Below are 17,095 nucleotides of genomic sequence, written 5' to 3'. Positions count from 1 at the left end.
GACAGAAGACGTCCTACAACCGCGAGGATCATCGAATCGACGAGATCCACATTCGGCTCCGCCATCAAGGAGCTGATCCTGGGCCCGTGCGGGGCTACGCCGGGTTCTCCGCGACGGCGAGGTAGTCCGTGTAGATCTGCGGCGAGCCGGAAAACGACGCCAGCTGCTTCCACTCCTCGTACATCTGCTTGGTGTCGCGGTGGGCGGCCGCGAACTCCGCGGCCTCGCCGGTGGCGATGTCGGGCTCGGGGTAGAACACGTCCAGCGCGTCCAGGCTCGCGATCTCCATCATCATCACGTACTGGTCGAGGCGGTTCCCCCGCTCGCCCTTGAGCACGTGGAACCGCCAGTCCGGGTAGTCGTCGATCCGGTGGTGGTTCTCGGCGATGAAACGGTCGAACATCTCCTCGGTCACCCCGGCGCGCAACGCCAGGTTGTGGATCCCGACGACCCGGGCGACGGGCTCCTCCCCCGGGCGGTCGCGGTAGCGGGGGCCGGGCGTGACCGTGCTCCGCGGATTGTCGGCCAGCAGCCGGTAGTCGGTGAACAACGTCGGCAGCTCACCGAACGTGCCCAGCCGCCGCCATCGCACCAGCACCGCGTCCGCCTCGGGGTGCCGCGCCCAGAACTCCCGGGCCAGTTCGGTCTGCTCACCCCGGGCCGTGACGTAGCGGTCGCGTTGCTCGGCGCTCTCGATCTCGTACAACATCAGGTACTGCCCGGTCCGCTCCCCGCGCAACCCGCGCAGGAGAGTCCACCGCCACCCCGGGTACAAGGGCAGGTGAACGCCTTCACCACGCACGAAGGTCTCGAACTCCTCCGGCGTGACACCAGCCTCCGTGTCGATGGCGATGTACTGGAAAGTGAACACCGACGAGCGTCCCAATTGCGTCCAATCCTCGGGCCGGGAACGGGATCGCGCGTCCGACGAGCACGACTCCCCGCACCACATCCTGCCCGCTCCGGAGCAACGGGGCCCTGCGAGCCCTCCCCGCTGGACGCGATCCGACGGGCCCCACCGTCTGTGAAGATCAACCAGCGTCAGCGGACCTTGAACCGATCCCGGTCAACACGCCGCCGCCGGGTTCCGGATCCTGGACCTCAGCCGGACACGATGTGCCAGAAGGTGTCCCGTTCCCGCTTTGACAACGGCACCCGCGGCACGTCCGTCACCGGTCGCGGGATCGGCACCGCCAAGCCGGGTTCGAACGGCGGGGCCGGCGGCACCAGCACCCAGCCGGTACCGGTGAACGCCCGTCCGAGAGCAGCGAGCAGCCGTTTCATCGCGCACCCCTTCCGCCAGGGACATCCTCCGTGCCCGGTCGCCGCGGGCCCAGCGCGTCCACATCCTGAAAACAGGTGCGGCCAGGCACCGGCGTCCGGCGATGAGGCGACTTCACGCACCGGGTGACACGGCGCGACCGCGGGCTTCACTACACGTCGGATGTGCGGGATGACCATGGCGCATCAGCGGTGCGATGACCGCGAATGCGCAAGGTCAGCCGCCGCGGCCGTGCTCGATCGCGCCCATTTCGTGCCCGTCGAACCCATCCGCGCCGAAACCGTGGACCGCGCCCACGACGATCGCCGCGGCGATCAGGAGTCCGATGAGGACGGTGACGATGATCAGCAGCCGGCGACGACCGGGTGCGGGTTCGGCCGCCCGACCGCGCAGCACCGCGACATCTGCGGCGAGCGCGGCGCGAGCGGCCGCCATGATCTGGCGCCATCCCACGGGGGCATCGCCCTCCGATGGGGGCAGATCGGCGGTCATCGACGCCAGTTCGTGCCGGTAGCGGATCGCCTCCAGGCGACCGAGGCGCTCTTCGACTTCGTCCATCGTCAGCCGGCCTTCGCCCGCCGCGGCGTAGAGGGCGGCCCGGACCTGCTCACGTTCCGCATCCGAGCAGCGGATCCCCTCGGGCACCGTGGTGCCCGGCGCGTTCTCGCTCATCATTTCCTCTTCCGGTCCGAAATCACTTCATCCGAGGCTAACCGCGGAAATCGGAACGGGACGCCCGCGAACGTTAATCTTCAATGAGAGTTCGGCGCCCGGGCGAAAACCTCGACTACAGTTACCGTGTGTCATCAGTAGCGGGACGAAGGGACGCCGGGTGCACTTGGTGATCGTCGACGACGAGACGGCTGTGCAGGACTCGCTGTCGCGAACGCTGCGGTTCGAGGGTTACACGGTCTCGATCGCGGGTGACGGCGCGGCCGGGCTCACCCTGATCCGCGACGAGAACCCCGACGGCGTACTGCTCGACGTCACCATGCCGGTGCTCGGCGGCATCGAGGTCTGCCGGGTGCTGCGGGCCGAAGGCAACACCGTGCCGGTGCTGATGCTGACCGCGCGCACCGCCGTGAGCGACCGGGTGGCCGGCCTCGACGCGGGCGCCGACGACTACCTGGTGAAGCCGTTCGCGCTGCAGGAGCTGCTGGCGCGGGTCCGTGCGCTGCTGCGACGGACCGAGTACACCGTGCCGGCCGCGCCGCCTGCTCCCGCCGCGCTGCGTTTCGCGGACGTGGCACTCGACCCGGCAACACGAGAGGTGTTCCGCGGCGACCGCGCCCTGCACCTGACCCGCACCGAATTCGCGATGCTGGAGACGTTCCTGCGCCACCCCCGGATCGTGCTCACCCGGTCCGTGATGTTCGAGCACGTGTGGGGCTACGACTTCGGGGCCGCGTCCAACGGGCTCGACGTCTACGTCAGCTACCTGCGCCGCAAGCTGGAAGCCGACGGCCACCCGCGGCTGCTGCACACCGTGCGCGGCGTCGGGTATGTCCTGCGCGAGGAGCCGTTGTGAAACGGCCTCGCTGGAAGAAACTGTCCTTGCGGGCCCGGCTCGGCGTCCTCGTCGCCACCGCGGTCGCGCTCGCCGTCATGACGGTCTCGGCGATCTCCTGGGGCATCACCCGGGCCGACCTCTACGACCAGTTCGACGCCCGGCTGCAGTCCTACGCGCAGCTCGCCGCGAAAGCATCCTCGCCGGAAGAAGCGCTCTCGACCCTGCGTTCCACCACCACGAAGCCCGGGCCCGACCGGAGCAACAACGGCCTGACCGTCCAGTTCCGCTCGGCCGCCGGCGCCGTCACCGGAACCGCGGGCGCGATCCCGGAGCTCCCGCCACCGCCGCCGGAAGCGCCGTTCTCGAACAGCCGGGCGGCCAACGTCCACCGCGGCGAAGGCGACCGATTCCGCATGTGGACGGTCTCGCGCTCCGACGGGGGGACGGTCCAGGTCGCCCAGGACTCCGAAGACGTCGAGGACAGCTTGGGTCGGCTGGGCTTCTGGCTGCTCGTGGTGTCCGCCGCCGGGGTGCTCGGCGCCACGGTGGTCGGCCGGGCGATCGCCCGCTCGGCGCTCCAGCCGGTCGACGACCTCTCCGCGGCCGCCGAGAACGTGGCTCGCACGCAGGAACTCTCGGCCGCGATCGACGTCACCGCGTCCGGGGAGATCGGACGGTTGGCCACGTCGTTCAACGCCATGCTCTCCGCGCTGAGCCGCTCCCGGGACGAGCAGCAGCGGCTGGTCGAGGACGCCGGCCACGAGCTGCGGACACCGTTGACGAGCCTGCGCACCAACATCGAGCTGCTGATCCACGCCGACGCGAACCCGCAGCGGCAGCTTTCGGCCGAAGACCGGTCCCGGTTGCTGGCCGACCTCGACACCCAGGCCGTCGAGCTGACGGCCCTGATCGGCGAGCTGGTCGACCTGTCCACCGGGGAACGGCCGAGCGAGGCCGAGGAGCACCTCGCGCTGGCCGACGTCGTCACCGCGGCCGTCGAACGCACCCGGTCGCGATGGCCGAACATCACCTTCGGCGCCGAGCTGACCGATGCCGACGTGCTCGCGCGCCCGGCCGCCCTCGAGCGGGCGGTGCTGAACGTGCTCGACAACGCCGCGAAGTGGTCCCCCGCGGGCGGGCGGGTGCGGGTGACCATGTCGATCGAGCGTGAGACCGTCCGCGTCCGCGTCGACGACGAAGGCCCCGGTATCCCCGAGGCGGATCTGCCGCACGTGTTCGAGCGGTTCTACCGGGCCGACGCCGCCCGCGCGCTCCCGGGATCCGGGCTGGGGCTGGCCATCGTCGAACAGGTCGTCACCCAGCACGGCGGGCGGGCCTCGGCCTCCCGCGCCGACGGCGGCGGCGCCCGGTTCGACCTCGTCTTCCCGCTGGCCGCTTCTTAAGGAAACTCAGCGCGATCTTCATCGAACTCTCATGGACGGGCGACAACGTCTGAGGGGTGACCCCACGGACCGCGCTTTCGCCCACGCCACTGGCGACGCTGACGCTGGTCATGGCCGCCGTCGCGCAGGCGATCATCGCCGGGCTGACCTTCGGGCTGGCCGGCAACGTCAGCCCCTGGCGCGACCCGGTCAGCGACTACGCCTGGCACCGCGGCGGCCGGCTGCTCTTCACCGTCGCCATCCTGCTGCTGCTCGCCTGCGCGGCCGCGCTCGCGGTCGCGGCGCAGCTGGCCGCCCTGCCCCGCGGCCCGCTGGTGAGCACCCTCTTCCTGCTCTGGGCGGCCGGGCTCCTGGTGGTCCTGTTCTTCCGGAGCAGCCTCAGCGCCGCCGACCCCACCGTCTCGGGCGAGATCCACCGCGCCGGCGGGGCCGTGCTGTTCGCCAGCCTGCCGCTCGCGGCCTGGACGTTGAGCACCCGGTTGCGAGCCGAGCCCCGCTGGCACCCCGCGGCACCGGCGCTCCGGCGCGGCGCGATCGCCGGCATCGTGACCGCGGCCGCGTTCGGCACGGCGCAGCTGATCAGCTGGCTCCCGGCCGGGCTGCTCGAACGCGCCGCGCTGCTGGCCGAGTTCCTGATCGTAGCCACGATGGCGATCGCCCTGCGGCGCGCGGCCCGTGGTCCGCAGCACCCCTCGGTCGCGACGCCGGAGGCCGTTCGATGATAGCCCTCGCCATCGTCTGTGCCCTGGTCGCTGCCGTGTTGTTCGCGGTGGCCGCGACCCGGCAGCACGCCGAGGTCACCGACCTGGCCGCCGGGGGCACGCCCGGGCTGCGCACCCTCGCCCGGCTGCTGCGTTCTCCCGGCTGGTGGGCGGGTACCGGCCTGGCGACCGGAGGCAGCCTGCTCCACGTCGTCGCGCTGGCGCTGGCTCCGCTTCCGGTGGTCCAGCCACTCGGGGTGTTCAGCCTGGTCCTGACCGTGGTGTTCGGACGGCGTGCCCGCGACCGCCGGGTGGTGACCGCCGTCGTGCTCGTGGTGGCGGGTGTGGCCGGGTTCGTGGCCCTCGCCGCCTCGGCTGCCCCCGCCGTGGCGATCAGCGCGGGGACGGCCGAAACCGTGGCTGTCACCGGGTTCGTGATCGCGACGCTCGCGTGGTTCGCCCGGGCCGGGTGCGCCGCGCTGGCCGCCGCGTCGGCCGTCCTCTTCGGACTCGGCTCGTCGGTCGTGCACGCCGCCGCGTCCCAGCCCTTGGCCACCGCGGTGCTGCTCGGCGGGCAGGCTCTGCTACTGCTCGGCGCCGGCGGCGTGGTCCTGCACCGCGCGTACGCCGCCGGGCCCACCGCCGTCGTCGTCGGCACGACGACGGTGCTCGATCCCTTGACCGCTGTCGCCGTCGCCGCTCTGGCCTACGGCGAGGTCCCCCAGCCCGCGGCGGCGATCGCCGCGGTCGTCGCTCTCGCCGGTGTGCGCGTGCTCGCCGGTGCCGTTCCGCAAGCCCATCCGAAGATCGAGGAGAAAACCGTGCCCGAGCACCCGACCGGCCTTCGCGTCCTGATCGGCGCCGACACGTTCCCGCCCAACATCAACGGCGCGGCGTTCTTCGCCGAGCGCCTGGCCCGCGGGCTCGCCGGCCGCGGCCACGACGTCCACGTCGTCTGCCCGTCCGACGACGGCCCCGCCCGCGACGAGCAGCGCGACGGTTACACGATCCACCGCGTCCGTTCCCGCGCGATCCCGTTCCACCGCGACTACCGGTTCTGCACCCCCGGTGGCATCCGCGCCGCCGTCGGCGAGATCGTGGACCAGGTCCACCCGGACGTCGTCCACGTCCAAGCGCACTTCGGCGTCGGGCGTGCGTTGCTCGAAGTGGCGGCCGACCGCGACGTTCCGGGCATGGCGACCAACCACTTCATGCCGGACAACCTCCTCGGCTACACCCCGTTCCCCCGCCGGGTGAAGGACACGATCGCCCGCTGGGCCTGGAAGGACCTCGTGCGCGTCTACCGCGACGCGCGCATCATCACGACGCCGACACCCCGGGCGGCCGAAGTCCTCGCCGGAATCGGCCTCGACCGGCCGGCCCAGGTCGTGTCCTGCGGCATCGACCTCGCCCACTACGCCGCGCCGGCCCGCTCGGGCGACCGGCCGATGTCGGTCTTGTTCGTCGGGCGCCTCGACGCGGAGAAGAACATCGACCAGCTGCTGCGCGCGCTCGCCCCGCTGCCCCACGTCCGCGCGGACCTCGTCGGCGACGGCACGCGTCGCCAGGAACTCGAAACCCTCGCCGCGGACCTGGACATCGCCGACCGCGTGACCTTCCACGGCTTCGTTTCCGACGCCGAGCTCGTGCACCGCTACGCCGAGGCCGCCGTGTTCTGCATGCCCGGCACGGCCGAGCTGCAGAGCCTCGCGACCATGGAAGCGATGGCCGCGGGCCTCCCGGTCATCGCCGCCGACGCGCTCGCCCTGCCCCACCTGGTCCACCACGGCGAAAACGGCTACCTGTTCGAGCCGGGCGCGATCACCACGATCTCCCGCTGGATCGCCGAGCTGGCCGCCGGCTCCGAGGCACGCGCCCGGATGGGCGAAGCTTCCCGGGCCATCGTCGCCCGGCACGACATCGACGACGCGCTGGCGACTTTCGAGGCGCAGTACCGGATCCTGCTGGGCATTCCTGCGTCGTCCACCGTCGGTCAGGCGGCGTAATCGATCACCGATCCCGGGTAAGCGCTCGGCCAACTCAGATTGGTCGGGCGCTTGCCCGTTCCCTGTGACAGTGCGGCATGCCCGAACGCAGGTTGGTCGAAGCGGCGAAGCCGGCCGATCTGACCGACCGGCCGGCCGCTCGCGGAGGTCGTGGCCGTGTAACGCAACTTCTACAGTCGGGTAGTATTTCTACATCATCGTAGAGATCCCCTGGAAGGCACCGTGCTGGACTACTTCGAAGCGATCGTCGTCGGCGCCTTCCAGGGCGTCACCGAGCTGTTCCCGGTCTCCAGCCTCGGACACTCCGTCCTCCTCCCGGCGGTGATCGGCGGGAAGTGGGCGCAGGACCTGAGCGTGTCGACGCCCGAGTCGCCCTATCTGGCGTTCATCGTGGGCCTGCACGTCGCCACCGCTGCCGCGCTCCTGCTGTTCTTCCGGCGGGACTGGGTCCGGATCATCGGCGGGTTCTTCAGCTCGATCCGGCACCGCCGGGTGCAGACGTCCGGCGAGCGGCTCGCCTGGCTGATCGTCCTCGCGACCATCCCGGTCGGGGTGAGCGGTCTACTGCTGGAACACCTGTTCCGCACCGCACTCGGCAAGCCGATCCCGGCCGCGGCGTTCCTGATCGCCAACGGCGTCGTCCTGTACGGCGGCGAGCTCCTCCGGCGCCGGGCCAACGCCGCGACCCCGGTGCCGGCCGACTCACCCGGCGCCGCCACCGACACCGAGGTCGCCGCCGACGAACGGCTGTCGCGCATGTCCTTCGGCCGTGGCGTCCTCATCGGCAGCGCGCAGGTGCTCGCGTTGCTGCCCGGCATCAGCCGCTCCGGCGTGACTATGGTCGCCGGGTTGCTGCGCGGGCTGTCGCACGAAGACGCCGCCCGCTTCTCGTTCCTGCTCGCGACCCCGGTGATCCTGGCGGCCGGCGTGCTCAAGATCCCCGACCTGTTCGGCCCGCTCGGCGCCGGCATCCACGGCCAGGTGCTGGTCGGCAGCCTCGCGTCGTTCGTCAGCGCCTATCTTGCCGTGCGGTTCCTCACCCGCTACTTCCACACCCGGACACTGACGCCCTTCGCGATCTACTCCGTGCTCGCCGGGGCCGGAGCGCTGGCCGTGCTCACCCTTCGCTGATACGACAGCCGTGTAGATTCGGAGGATGCGGAACCGGCGGAAGGACACGGCGCGACGCGCGCCCGGCGCACTCGAGGCCGAGGTGCTGAGCGTGTTGTGGGGCTCGGACGAACCCCTGTCCCCCACCGACGTCCAGGCACAGCTCGAGGACGACCTCGCGTACACGACCGTGGTGACGATCCTCAGCCGGCTGCACGACAAGGGCGTCGCGACCAGAGAGAAGCACGGGCGCTCGTTCCGCTACCACGCTGTCGACGACGAGGCCGGGCTCGCGGCCCGGAAGATGACGAAGGTCCTCGACGGCGAGCCCGACCGCGACAGCGTCCTGGCCCGGTTCGTGACGCAGCTGTCGGACTCGGACGAAGCCCTGCTGCGAGATCTGCTGCGCGGCAAAAAGTGACCACCGACCTGCTGATCCCGCTGCTGCTGCCGTCGCTGGCGTGGCCCGCGGCCCGGCTGGTCGAACCTCGACTTCCACCGCGTGCGGCGAGCTGGCTGCTCACCGGCGCCTGCCTGGTCCTCGCCGCGGGCAGCACCGCGGCATTGGCGCTCCTCGCCTTTTCCGGACTCTCGCTGATCCCCGCGGTCGCCAGCCTCGGCAGCTGGTCGCCACAAGCGTTCCGGGCGGAGAGCGGCGTGGACGTGCCGGTGTCGATCGCGAGTGGCGCGGTGCTGGCCGCGGTGGTGATCCTGCTGGCGCGCACGATCGTCCGGTACGTGCGGTGGGCCCGCCGCGTCTCGCGCGAGCTGGACGAACACGGCCGCGACGGGGTCGTGCTGCTGTCGGGCGCCGAAGCGGTGGCGTTCGCCGTACCCGGCCGCGGCGGCCGCATCGCCGTGTCCAGCGGCATGCTGGCCGCACTGGACCCGCCTGAGCGGTCCGCTCTGCTGGCGCACGAGCGTGCCCACCTCGCGTCCCGGCACCACCTGTTCCTGCTGGCGCTGAAGGTGTCCTCGGCCGTGAACCCACTGCTGCGCCCGCTGTGCGCGGCGGCCGGGTTCGCCCTCGAACGCTGGGCCGACGAAGCCGCGGCGCACCGGGTCGGCGACCGGGCGGTCGTCGCGCACGCCGTGGCCAAGGCCGCCCTCGCCGGCCGCCCGCACCACGGGTTCGCGCTCGCCGCGACCGGCGGACCGGTCCCCCGCCGCGTATCGGCGCTGCTGACTCCCACGACCGGGGCACACGGTCTGCTGCCCGTGGTGCTGCTGAGCGCGTTGGTCATCGGAATCGCGGGTCTCTCGGCTCAGACCGCCCTCGACAGCGCGGCCGACCTCCACGACGGCATCGAGATCGCCCAGGCCGACAGCGACGGCCACTAACCGCCGCTCCCCCGCCTCGCCCGGCGTTTCGCAACGCCGAAGCTGACGACCGCGATGATCGGCGACAACATCGCCACCGCCCGCAGCACGATGACGGGTAGGCCCGGCTTCGGCTCGGGTATGCCCGGCGGGATGTCCCGCACCTGGAACCGCAAGGTCTTCGTCATGTGGTGCCAGCGGAAGATCTCGTGCCACACGATGATCCAGCTGCCCACCCACAGACCAACCGAGACGGCGCTCAGCCAACTCGCTTCGACCGCACCACGCCGACTCATCGCTTCAGCATGGCACGTCCGGCAAACTAGTACACGGCGCGCACTACGCGGGCCGCGCCCGCGCCGTCCACCCCGGGTGCGTGGGCGGGTCTGCACCTCGGTGGTGCGCTCGCGTGGAGCGAGACCGGCTTCGACAAGATCCGGGCCCACTCCGTCGCCGACGCGCCGGTCGCGGCCGGGCGGTTCCCCGTCGTGGTTCTGCTGCCCGGCTTGGGGTTCGCCGCGCCGCAGTACACGACGATCGCGGAAGACCTGGCGTCCCAAGGATATCTGGTCACGGGCGTCACCCCGACCTACAGCGCGAACCTGACCCTCGTCGGCGGCGCGCCTGTCCCGGCCGACGAGGCGGGCAACCCCGCCGCGTTCGACGGCGTCGGCGGGCGTTCCGAGCCGCTGCTCACCGCGCCTTCGTTGCGGTCAGGCAAAAGTCTGCTTTGTCGACGCTGACCTCGCGATAACCTCGCGTTCGATTCAGCAACTCTTTTCCGACATCGAGCAATCGCCTGCGAAAGAGCCGCCCTCACCGCATTGCTGATGGCGATCGGCTGAGCTCACCGCTTCCCGACGGCCGCACCGGCTTTCGCCCAAGCGGCGCGCAGGTCCACCAGGTAGGTCTGGGCCTGCGCGCCGGGCTTGGTGCCGCGGGCGAACGCCTTCATGTTCCCGGGCCCGGCGTTGTAACCCAGGGCCAGCAGCTCGTCGGTCGTGTACTGGCCGCTGTGTTTCGCGGGCAGCTGGGCGGTCAGGTCGTGCAGGTACCAGGCTTCGGCTTCGATGGCGAGATCCGGGTCGTCGGGCAGCTCCGTCCACTGCCGGGAGGCGAACGGCCGTCCGCGGCGGGTCTCGTCGAACGTCGCACGGTGCATGTTCGCCACCCCGAACGCCGCGTCCGGCTTGAGGTTCTGCCAGGCCCGCTCGAGCTGCGGGTCGTGCGGTTTGTAGTCCTCGTTGTAGAGGATCGCCAGCACCAGCTGCGGATCGACGCCCGCCTCCCGGGCCCGCGCGACGACCTGCGGGGCGAACTTCGCCGGGTCCGGGTTCCCTGTCGAGGCGGACGCCGTGTCCGACGGGCTCGGCGGTGGTGCGGCCGACGTCGTGGGGGCGCCGCTCCCCGGGGTCGCCGCCGAGCACCCCGCCAAGGCGAGTGCGCACGCGGCCGCGAACACGAGATACGGCCGCATGGCACCCGCCTTTCCCGGTTCACCACCACCATAGCGGGAAGGGCTCAGCCGCCGTTGTTGTTGGTCTGCGCCCGGATCGACCGCGGGATGGAGGGTCAGCTCGGCGGATTCGGCCGGGTCAAGCCGAGGTCGTAAGCGAAGATCACCGCCTGGACGCGGTCCCGGGCACCCACCTTCGCCAGCACCCGGCCGACGTGGGTCTTGACCGTGGATTCCGACAGCACCAGACGTTCGGCGATCTCGCCGTTGGTCCACCCACTGCCGATGGCGACCAGGATCTCCTGCTCGCGTTCGGTCAAGCTCAGCCAGCGAGGATCGGTCCGGGACGGCGGATCGGCGCTGCCGTCCGGGAGCCGCTCGGCATAGGTGTCGAGCAGCCGCCGGGTCAATGCCGGGGCGATGACGGCGTCGCCACCCGCGACCGCCCTGATACCGGCGAGCAGTTCTTCGGGATGGGCGTCCTTGAGGAGGAACCCGCTCGCTCCGGCGCGCAACGCGGCGTAGGCGTACTCGTCCAGGTCGAACGTGGTCAGGACGAGGACGCGGGACCGGCCGCCGGTGGCGAGGATCTGCCGGGTGGCTTCGATGCCGTCCATGCCGGGCATGCGGATGTCCATGAGGACGACATCGGGCCGCAGCTCCGCGGTCCGGCGCACCGCTTCGGCCCCGTGCGCGGCTTCCCCGACGACTTCGGTGTCCGGCGTCGCGTCGAGCAGCATCCGGAAGCCGAACCGTTGCAGGGGCTGGTCGTCGACGATGAGCACGGTCGTCACAGCGCACCGCCGGGCGGGACGGAGATCGGGGTGAGATCCAGGACCGCCTGCACGACCCACCCGCCGCCGGCGGTGGGTCCGACGGTGACCGTGCCGCCGTACAGGGCCGCGCGTTCCCGCATCCCGGCGATCCCGTGCCCTTCCTCGGCGGGTGGATCGAGCGGCGCAGCGGCGTCGGGCGGTCCGGTGTCCTGGACGCGGATGCGCAGCGCCGGCCCCTCGACGGCGATCAGGACGTCGACCCGGGTCCGCGGGCCGGCGTGCTTGAGCGTGTTGGTGAGCGCCTCCTGGACGATCCGGTAGGTCATCAGCTGCACCCCGCGATCGAGGGTGTCCAGCTCACCGCCGGACCGGAGGAAGATCTCCGGTCCGGCGGCGCGGATCCTCGTGCACAACGCGTCGAGGTCGCCGATGCCCGGTTGCGGGTTCAGCTCCGGCGCGTCCGCTTTCTCCCGCAGGACACCCAGCATGCGCCGCAGCTCCCCCAGCGCCTGCCGCCCGGCGTCGCCGACCAGCTCGAGCGCTTGCTTGCTGCGTTCGGGGGTGACGTCGGCCGCGTAGGCGCCGCCGTCGGCCAGGGTGATGATGACCGACAGGTTGTGGCCGATGATGTCGTGCATCTCGCGGGCCATCCGGGTGCGTTCGGTGACGGCGGCCAGCTTGCTGCGCTGGTCCCGCTCGATCTCCAGCTGCCGCGCGCGATCGCGCAGGCTCGCCAGCTGGGCCCGGCGGATCCGGACGGCCAGCCCGAGCGCGACGGCCGCGGTGACCGCGGTGAGCAGGAAGAACAGCGCCTCCCAGAACGACACCGCGGACACCGCGCGGGAGACCCGGGCCGCCACGGGGAGCAGGAGCGCGACCACCCCGGCGCCCGCCCACGGCAGGTGCCGCAGCCGGGCGTGCAGGGTGACGCTGTAGAGCGCGACGAGCAGGGCGACGTCGGCGCGCAGGAAGACCCCGAGTGACCACTGGACGACGAACACCGCCGCGGTCATGGCCAGCGCCACCGAGGGGGCCCGGCGCCGCCACAACAGCGGCAGCAGCAAGCCGGCCTGCAGCGCGAGGGTGCCGGCGACCGGCAGGTGGGTGAACGCGAGCCGCAGCTCGTCGGGGCCGTCCCCGTCGTCGTGCTGGACCAGGTCCGGCACGCAGAACAGCAGGAACAGCGCGGCGACCACCGCCAGGGCCAGGACCCACGGGTGGCGCCGGTCGGCCTGCCGCAGCCGCTGACCGTACGCCGTGAGGCGCACGACCAGCGGGGATCCGGTCCACGACGGCACCGCGGCTGGGTCGTCGGGCACGGGCGTCACCTGCTCATCGTTGCGGACTGTGCCGATCGTGACCAATCCGACCACAGTCACGGCCGCATGGCTTCGTAGCAACGGTTACGTGTCGCGTGGGGGTCGGCCTACTTTTGGCCGGATTGGTAACCCGCCGGCACGGCACCCAGAGGGCCGCGCCGGCGGTGGGCGTCGTCAAGCGTCGGACCGCGCGAGCCGGTAGGCGGCGCCGCCCAGCAGGAGGACCGTCCAGCCGGCGAAGACCAGCATCCCGGCCGTCGGCGCCAGCGTGGTCGCGTCGTGGGTCAGGGCGAACATCGCCTGTCCCGCGTTGCTGGGCAGGTACGGGCTGATGTCGCTCTGCCACGACTTCGGCAGCAGCGAGACCAGGCCCGGGATCAGCATCAGCGCGCCGACGAGGACCGAGATGCCCCCGGCGACCGAGCGCAGGAGCGCACCGAGCGCGACCCCGATCACCCCGACCAGGCCCAGGTAGAGGCCGGTGCCCAGCAGGCTGCGCAGCACGCCCGGGTCCGAAAGGGACATCGCCGCGGGCGTCCCGGCCACGATGGCGTTGCCGAAGATGAAGGCGAGGAACGCGCCGACCGTGCCGACGAGCAGGGCGACGACGCCGAACACGGCCGACTTGGACCACAGCACCGGCAGCCGGCGCGGGACCCCGGTCAGCGTCGAGCGGATCATGCCGGTGGAGTATTCGCCGGCGACCACGAGCACGCCGAGCACACCCAGCGTCAGCTGCGCGAAGTTCGTGCCGAACAGCGACAGGCTCAGCGCGGTGGCGTCGGCGAAGTCCGGGTCGAGCGGCTGACCGGAGCCGATGTTCGACTTGTACCGGGCAGCGGAGATCAGCCCGAAGGCGACCAGGAACACCAGGCCGAGACCCAGGGTGATCCAGGTGGAGCGCAGGGACCAGAGCTTGGTCCACTCGGAACGCAGGACGTGGCGCCCGGTCACCCGGTAGACCGGGCGGACGGTGCGGGCGGGGGCTTCCGGGGTCAAGGTGGTCATGCCGCCCTCCCGAGCGCGTCGATGCCGGTGGTGACGCCGTGGTACTCGACGGCGTCGCGGGTCAGGTCCATGAAGGCTTCTTCGAGGGAGACGGTCCGGGCGGACAGCTCGAACAGGGCGATGCCGTGTTCGGCGGCCTTGGTGCCGATGGCGCGGGCCGAGAGGCCCTTCACCTGCAGCTCCTCGGAACCGGTGCGGCCGGCGATCTCGACGCCGGGACCGGCCAGGACCTCGCGCAGGCGCGCGGGATCCGCGGTGGCCACCTGGACGGTGTCGCCGCCGGCGTCCCGGACGAGGTCGTGCACGGTGGTGTCGGCGAGCAGGCGGCCCCGGCCGACGACGATGAGGTGCTCCGCCACCAGCGCCACCTCGCTCATCAGGTGCGACGAGACGAACACGGTGCGGCCGTCGGCCGCGAGCCCGCTGAGCAGATTGCGGATCCAGAGGACGCCCTCGGGGTCCAGGCCGTTGACCGGCTCGTCGAGCATGATGGTGGCCGGGTCGCCGAGCAGGGCCGCGGCGATCCCGAGCCGCTGGCCCATGCCGAGGGAGAAGCTCCCCGCGCGCTTCTTAGCCACCGACTGCAGCCCGGTCAGCTCGATCACCTCGTCGACCCGCCGCCGCGGGATGCCGTGGGTCTGGGCCTGGGCGAGCAGGTGGTCGAACGCCGACCGTCCGCTGTGGACGGACTTCGCTTCGAGCAGGACCCCGACCTCCTGCAGCGGCGAGGTGTGCTCGGCGTAGCGGCGGCCGTTGACCTTGACCGAGCCACTGGTCGGCGCGTCCAGCCCGACGATCATCCGCATCGTGGTGGACTTGCCCGCGCCGTTGGGCCCCAGGAACCCGGTGACGGCGCCCGGCCGGACGGTGAAGTCCAGGTGGTCGACCGCTGTCTTTTCCCCGTACCGCTTGGTCAGCTGGTGTGCCTCGATCATCGTTCATCCCCTGGATCCGCGGACCGGTCGCCCCGGCCCGTTCTTCCCCGACGGTAGGAGGGGACTCGGGCCGTTTCGTGGTACCGCGGGAGGCAATCCGGCGCGGCGAGTAGTACCGCGGTACGACAGCTCACCGCCGGCGTGATCAGGCCGACGTGGCCCGGCAGTTCGGTGCCGCGGAGCTGTCCGCCCTTCAGGCCGCGGTTTCCGGGGTTCGCAGGACCAGGGGTGTCGTGAGCAGGCACAGTCCGAGCGCTGCCGACGCGGGCGCCGCGTTGACGACCGCGGCGACCAGTTGCGTCGCGCCGATGGCCGCGGCCGCCGTGGCCAGCACCCGGACCCCGAGCCGGAAGCGCCGCGGGGACACGGCCGGCACGAAGCCGATCCCGGCGACCGCTCTGGCGACCTGGATCACGGCCAAGCCCCACAACGAAGACCAAGCCGGTGGCCACCGCCGCCGCACAAGCGTCGAGCACTCGCGGAAGTCCGCGAGCGTCCTCGACGGTCAGGTGGACGGCGAACCAGCCGAGACCGGTCACGATCACCGCCATCGCGGTGACCGGGCTTGACGCTGGGACGCCGAGCGCGCGGGCCAGACCGCGGGGTGCAGCCACACGTCGGCCACGCCCACGAGCAGGTCCGGCCACGACCGGGCGCCGCTCGCGCCGAGGTCAGCCGCGAGGTCGGCGCCCCACCGGTCCCGGAACGCCCGCGGCTAGCCGGACCAGCCCCTGCGCGACGGTCATGCCGGCCGCTCGCCGAGCCGCCGCAAACCCGCGTCGGCCACCCGAGCCATGGCCCGCAGCTCACTTTCCAGCACGGCGCGGCCCTGCTCGGTGATCCGCATCGGGCGCTGGCGACCTTCGCCGCCGAGTGCTTCGATCAGCCCCTTCGCCTCCAAGCGCGCGAGCGCGCCGTAGAGACTGCCCGGCCCCAGCCGTTCGCCGGTCAGTTCGTCGATCGCGGTGTTGATCGCGTAGCCGTGCAGCGGGCCATCGGTCAGTGCGTAGAGCACCAAGATCTGAGCGTCGTTCGGCATGCTCGGCCCCTTCGGTCGGCCGCACGTTACTACGTGTCACGTAGTACGCGCAACGTACCGCGCAGGCGCCTGAGGGCGATCACGGGTCGAAGCGTTCCTCGTGCAGCTGGGCGTCGGGAAACCCGTTCTGCGCCAGGGCTTTCCGGGCAGCGACCCCGCCGCCGGCGCCGTCGCGTCAACCGAGCATCTGCATGCCGCCGAAGATCACCACGAGAAGCACGCCTATTCCTACGCCCACGAGCAGCGCGCCGCCGACGGCGGGGCGGATCCGGACGCCCGCGTAGGCCAGGCCGAGGCACAACATCACCCACGCGCCGACAGAAGCGATGTTCATCATCATGGTGCTGTTGCTGATCTCGAAAGCGCCCTTCGCGCCGGCCGCGACGATGAGGGCGGAGACGACCGAGATTCCCGCTTTCGCCAATCGGTTGTGAGTGTGGCCGCCGATCGACGTTGGGCGCGGGTGACTGCTGGCCATGGTGACCTCCTCGTCGGGATCACCTCAGTCTCACACGGTTCCCGGGTGGTGATCCTTACCGCACGGTTACGTGCGGCCGAGAAGAGAGCCGGGCCCGCCTCACTCCGGTTTCGGGCGCCGCCGGGCGATTTCGCGGAGCCGGTTCTGCCTCGCCACCGCCAAAGCGTGCTGGTGCCGCAGGCGCTGTTCCTCAACCGCGGCCTCTTGTTCTTCACTGGTCAGAGGCGGCTCAGGCACGGTAGGCGGCGGCTGAGGCAAATCGGGGCCCGAATCCGCCGCGCGCCGAGGCTGCGGCCCGCCACCGGGACTCACCCGCGTCAGCGCCCCCATCAGCACGCCGAGACCGGCACCCCCGAGCACGAGGTAGATGATCTGGTCGGTCGTCATCGCGGATCCGTTTCCGTGGCCGCGGTCAGCCGGACGCTCACGCTCATCCTCGCGGCGAACACAAGCAGGCCGACCGCGCCGAGCAGGCAGCACAGCACCGCCAAGCCCGGCACGCGGTCGTTGATCTCGTGCTTGAGCAGCGCCACGATCACCGCGCTCAGGAACCCGAGCGCGCTGGTCGCCGTGCCCTTGGCCAGGGCGAGCACCCGGTCGCGTTCCCACACGACGTGATCCAGTGCCGTACTCTGCGGCCACTGGGGCAGCCCGACCTTCTTGAACGCCCACGCCGAGACCGGCGCCACCACCACGGCCGTCCCCGCGAACGTGAAGCTCGCGGCGGCACCCACCGGCCAGAAGCTCATCGG

The 17,095-nt window shown here is 71.6% G+C and carries 22 protein-coding genes; 8 read left to right on the top strand and 14 right to left on the bottom strand.

The genetic code is table 11. The annotated features are described in order from the left end of the window. Positions 1-94: 94 nt before the first annotated feature. From AA23TX_RS47255 to AA23TX_RS47245, 3 genes are all read right to left on the bottom strand, one after another. Positions 95-871: a hypothetical protein gene (locus AA23TX_RS47255; protein WP_230863120.1), complete on the bottom strand. Its 777-nt coding sequence runs from the start codon at positions 869-871 to the stop codon at positions 95-97. A 230-nt stretch (positions 872-1,101) separates the two neighbouring features. After that, a complete protein-coding gene (locus AA23TX_RS47250; protein WP_155549583.1) occupies positions 1,102-1,284 on the bottom strand; it encodes a hypothetical protein in 183 nt (60 codons plus the stop codon). A gap of 214 nt (positions 1,285-1,498) precedes the next feature. Continuing rightward, a complete protein-coding gene (locus tag AA23TX_RS47245) occupies positions 1,499-1,954 on the bottom strand; it encodes a DUF1707 SHOCT-like domain-containing protein (RefSeq protein WP_155549582.1) in 456 nt (151 codons plus the stop codon). 160 nt (positions 1,955-2,114) lie between these two features. Between AA23TX_RS47245 and AA23TX_RS47240 the strand changes: the two genes are divergently transcribed. From AA23TX_RS47240 to AA23TX_RS47210, 7 genes are all read left to right on the top strand, one after another. Further along, a complete protein-coding gene (locus AA23TX_RS47240) occupies positions 2,115-2,810 on the top strand; it encodes a response regulator transcription factor (RefSeq protein WP_155549581.1) in 696 nt (231 codons plus the stop codon). Then, complete coding sequence (locus AA23TX_RS47235) at positions 2,807-4,195, top strand: HAMP domain-containing sensor histidine kinase (protein ID WP_155549580.1); 1,389 nt, start codon at positions 2,807-2,809, stop codon at positions 4,193-4,195. The genes AA23TX_RS47240 and AA23TX_RS47235 overlap by 4 nt, the downstream gene beginning before the upstream one ends. 56 nt (positions 4,196-4,251) lie before the next feature. Then, positions 4,252-4,917 (top strand): DUF998 domain-containing protein, encoded by a 666-nt coding sequence (locus tag AA23TX_RS47230; protein WP_230863119.1) that lies wholly within the window; start codon positions 4,252-4,254, stop codon positions 4,915-4,917. Next, entirely contained in the window at positions 4,914-6,902 is a 1,989-nt protein-coding gene (locus AA23TX_RS47225; protein WP_155549579.1) for a glycosyltransferase family 4 protein, read from the top strand. Before AA23TX_RS47230 ends, AA23TX_RS47225 begins: the two co-directional genes overlap by 4 nt. Before the next feature lie 222 nt (positions 6,903-7,124). Then, positions 7,125-8,033, top strand: coding sequence for an undecaprenyl-diphosphate phosphatase (locus AA23TX_RS47220; protein ID WP_155549578.1), 909 nt, complete (start codon positions 7,125-7,127; stop codon positions 8,031-8,033). A 25-nt stretch (positions 8,034-8,058) separates the two neighbouring features. Further along, positions 8,059-8,433, top strand: a complete 375-nt coding sequence (locus AA23TX_RS47215) for a BlaI/MecI/CopY family transcriptional regulator (RefSeq protein ID WP_155549577.1) — start codon at positions 8,059-8,061, stop codon at positions 8,431-8,433. Then, positions 8,430-9,353 (top strand): M56 family metallopeptidase, encoded by a 924-nt coding sequence (locus AA23TX_RS47210; RefSeq protein ID WP_155549576.1) that lies wholly within the window; start codon positions 8,430-8,432, stop codon positions 9,351-9,353. The genes AA23TX_RS47215 and AA23TX_RS47210 overlap by 4 nt, the downstream gene beginning before the upstream one ends. On the opposite strand, the gene AA23TX_RS47205 is transcribed toward AA23TX_RS47210, so the two are convergent. Then, positions 9,350-9,628 (bottom strand): hypothetical protein, encoded by a 279-nt coding sequence (locus AA23TX_RS47205; RefSeq protein ID WP_155549575.1) that lies wholly within the window; start codon positions 9,626-9,628, stop codon positions 9,350-9,352. The genes AA23TX_RS47210 and AA23TX_RS47205 overlap by 4 nt on opposite strands. A gap of 192 nt (positions 9,629-9,820) precedes the next feature. Here AA23TX_RS47205 and AA23TX_RS50650 point away from each other — a divergent pair, with 192 nt between their 5' ends. After that, positions 9,821-10,075: a hypothetical protein gene (locus tag AA23TX_RS50650; RefSeq protein ID WP_230863118.1), complete on the top strand. Its 255-nt coding sequence runs from the start codon at positions 9,821-9,823 to the stop codon at positions 10,073-10,075. Positions 10,076-10,179: 104 nt separating this feature from the next. Here the strand turns inward: AA23TX_RS50650 and AA23TX_RS47195 are convergent, their stop codons facing one another. From AA23TX_RS47195 to AA23TX_RS47150, 10 genes are all read right to left on the bottom strand, one after another. Then, positions 10,180-10,809, bottom strand: coding sequence for a transglycosylase SLT domain-containing protein (locus AA23TX_RS47195; protein WP_155549574.1), 630 nt, complete (start codon positions 10,807-10,809; stop codon positions 10,180-10,182). Between the two features lie 95 nt (positions 10,810-10,904). Further along, positions 10,905-11,582 carry a response regulator gene (locus AA23TX_RS47190; protein ID WP_155549573.1) on the bottom strand — a complete coding sequence of 226 codons (678 nt, stop codon included), beginning with the start codon at positions 11,580-11,582 and terminating at the stop codon, positions 10,905-10,907. After that, the gene (locus AA23TX_RS47185) at positions 11,579-12,883 is read right to left on the bottom strand and encodes a sensor histidine kinase (RefSeq protein WP_196425942.1); all 1,305 of its coding nucleotides are present in this window, start codon (positions 12,881-12,883) and stop codon (positions 11,579-11,581) included. The genes AA23TX_RS47190 and AA23TX_RS47185 overlap by 4 nt, the downstream gene beginning before the upstream one ends. 174 nt (positions 12,884-13,057) lie before the next feature. Beyond that, on the bottom strand, positions 13,058-13,891 hold the full coding sequence (locus tag AA23TX_RS47180) for an ABC-2 transporter permease family protein (RefSeq protein ID WP_155549572.1): 834 nt from the start codon (positions 13,889-13,891) through the stop codon (positions 13,058-13,060). Next, the gene (locus AA23TX_RS47175; RefSeq protein ID WP_155549571.1) at positions 13,888-14,826 is read right to left on the bottom strand and encodes an ABC transporter ATP-binding protein; all 939 of its coding nucleotides are present in this window, start codon (positions 14,824-14,826) and stop codon (positions 13,888-13,890) included. Before AA23TX_RS47175 ends, AA23TX_RS47180 begins: the two co-directional genes overlap by 4 nt. Positions 14,827-15,019: 193 nt before the next feature. Beyond that, entirely contained in the window at positions 15,020-15,247 is a 228-nt protein-coding gene (locus tag AA23TX_RS47170; protein WP_155549570.1) for a hypothetical protein, read from the bottom strand. Between the two features lie 321 nt (positions 15,248-15,568). Next, on the bottom strand, positions 15,569-15,865 hold the full coding sequence (locus AA23TX_RS47165; protein ID WP_155549569.1) for a PadR family transcriptional regulator: 297 nt from the start codon (positions 15,863-15,865) through the stop codon (positions 15,569-15,571). Between the two features lie 175 nt (positions 15,866-16,040). Then, a complete protein-coding gene (locus tag AA23TX_RS47160) occupies positions 16,041-16,343 on the bottom strand; it encodes a hypothetical protein (RefSeq protein WP_230863117.1) in 303 nt (100 codons plus the stop codon). 99 nt (positions 16,344-16,442) lie between these two features. After that, the gene (locus tag AA23TX_RS47155; RefSeq protein WP_155549568.1) at positions 16,443-16,730 is read right to left on the bottom strand and encodes a hypothetical protein; all 288 of its coding nucleotides are present in this window, start codon (positions 16,728-16,730) and stop codon (positions 16,443-16,445) included. Then, positions 16,727-17,092, bottom strand: coding sequence for a hypothetical protein (locus AA23TX_RS47150; protein ID WP_155549567.1), 366 nt, complete (start codon positions 17,090-17,092; stop codon positions 16,727-16,729). The genes AA23TX_RS47155 and AA23TX_RS47150 overlap by 4 nt, the downstream gene beginning before the upstream one ends. Positions 17,093-17,095: the final 3 nt, after the last annotated feature.

It is taken from the genome of Amycolatopsis camponoti (assembly GCF_902497555.1).
In the GTDB taxonomy this organism is placed as follows: domain Bacteria; phylum Actinomycetota; class Actinomycetes; order Mycobacteriales; family Pseudonocardiaceae; genus Amycolatopsis; species Amycolatopsis camponoti.
The sequence above is the reverse complement of the archived record's forward strand: the minus strand, read 5'-3'. Positions and strand labels throughout refer to the sequence as shown.